1 protein-coding gene and 1 pseudogene are annotated in these 651 nt (G+C 40.7%); both read right to left on the bottom strand.

The features are described 5' to 3' along the window. Positions 1 to 56: 56 nt before the first annotated feature. Positions 57 to 302 carry a hypothetical protein gene (locus AB4486_RS26620; RefSeq protein ID WP_017060480.1) on the bottom strand — a complete coding sequence of 82 codons (246 nt, stop codon included), beginning with the start codon at positions 300 to 302 and terminating at the stop codon, positions 57 to 59. 268 nt (positions 303 to 570) lie between these two features. Next, a pseudogene (locus tag AB4486_RS26615) lies at positions 571 to 651 on the bottom strand (sugar transferase); the annotation flags it as partial.

Genomic DNA, 651 nt, shown 5'->3' with positions numbered 1-651 from the left:
ATAAAAAAACCACTTTATGCTTTCACATAAAATGGTTTTAAACGCCTACTCAAAAATTATCGAGTCGTTGTTGTCGTTGTTGCACCGCTTTCGTTAGAAGCAACCGCTACTGCTGCTGCTGCCGCTACTGCTGCTGTCGCTACTGCTACTGTTGTAGCCGTACCAGTTGCAGCTGCAGATGCACCAGCGCCTGCTGCTGTACCAGTACCTGAACCAGTACCCGCCGCTGCTGTTTCTTCAGCTGCAAATGCAGCACCTGAGAAGCTAACTGCTAATGCAGCTGCTAGAGCCATCTTTTTCATAATGATTTCCATTAATATAAACGTTTATATGTAGAAGATGATTTTCACACCCTCAAACAGTTGCTCAGCTTAAACAACTGATTGATCATGATAGATAATAACCACAATCAAGTAAATGGATAAATCATAAGCAATACCTTATAAAGCAATATTTAGGAAATAGCGTCACATAAAAATGGCCTTAGAGACTGTGGAGGTCAACAAAGCTATGTTTGTATAACGCAGAAGCCAGTACCAATGATCATAAGAGAGCGTAAACCATATCTAACTAAACCCTGTCGCCCGAGCCTTTACCTAATACTGTTTGAATGATGTATTGGAAGTACAATTTAGTATTCAACGTGTGAAT

Origin of the sequence: Vibrio sp. 10N.222.55.C6 (assembly GCF_041473395.1) — a bacterium.
Taxonomy (GTDB): domain Bacteria; phylum Pseudomonadota; class Gammaproteobacteria; order Enterobacterales; family Vibrionaceae; genus Vibrio; species Vibrio crassostreae_C.
Note: the sequence above shows the minus strand (reverse complement) of the source record. Positions and strands in the feature narration are given on the sequence as shown.

Coding starts and splice junctions, on each gene's coding strand:
- AB4486_RS26620 (WP_017060480.1), bottom strand. CDS start 302: ATGAAAAAGATGGCTCTAGCAGCTGCATTAGCAGTTAGCTTCTCAGGT.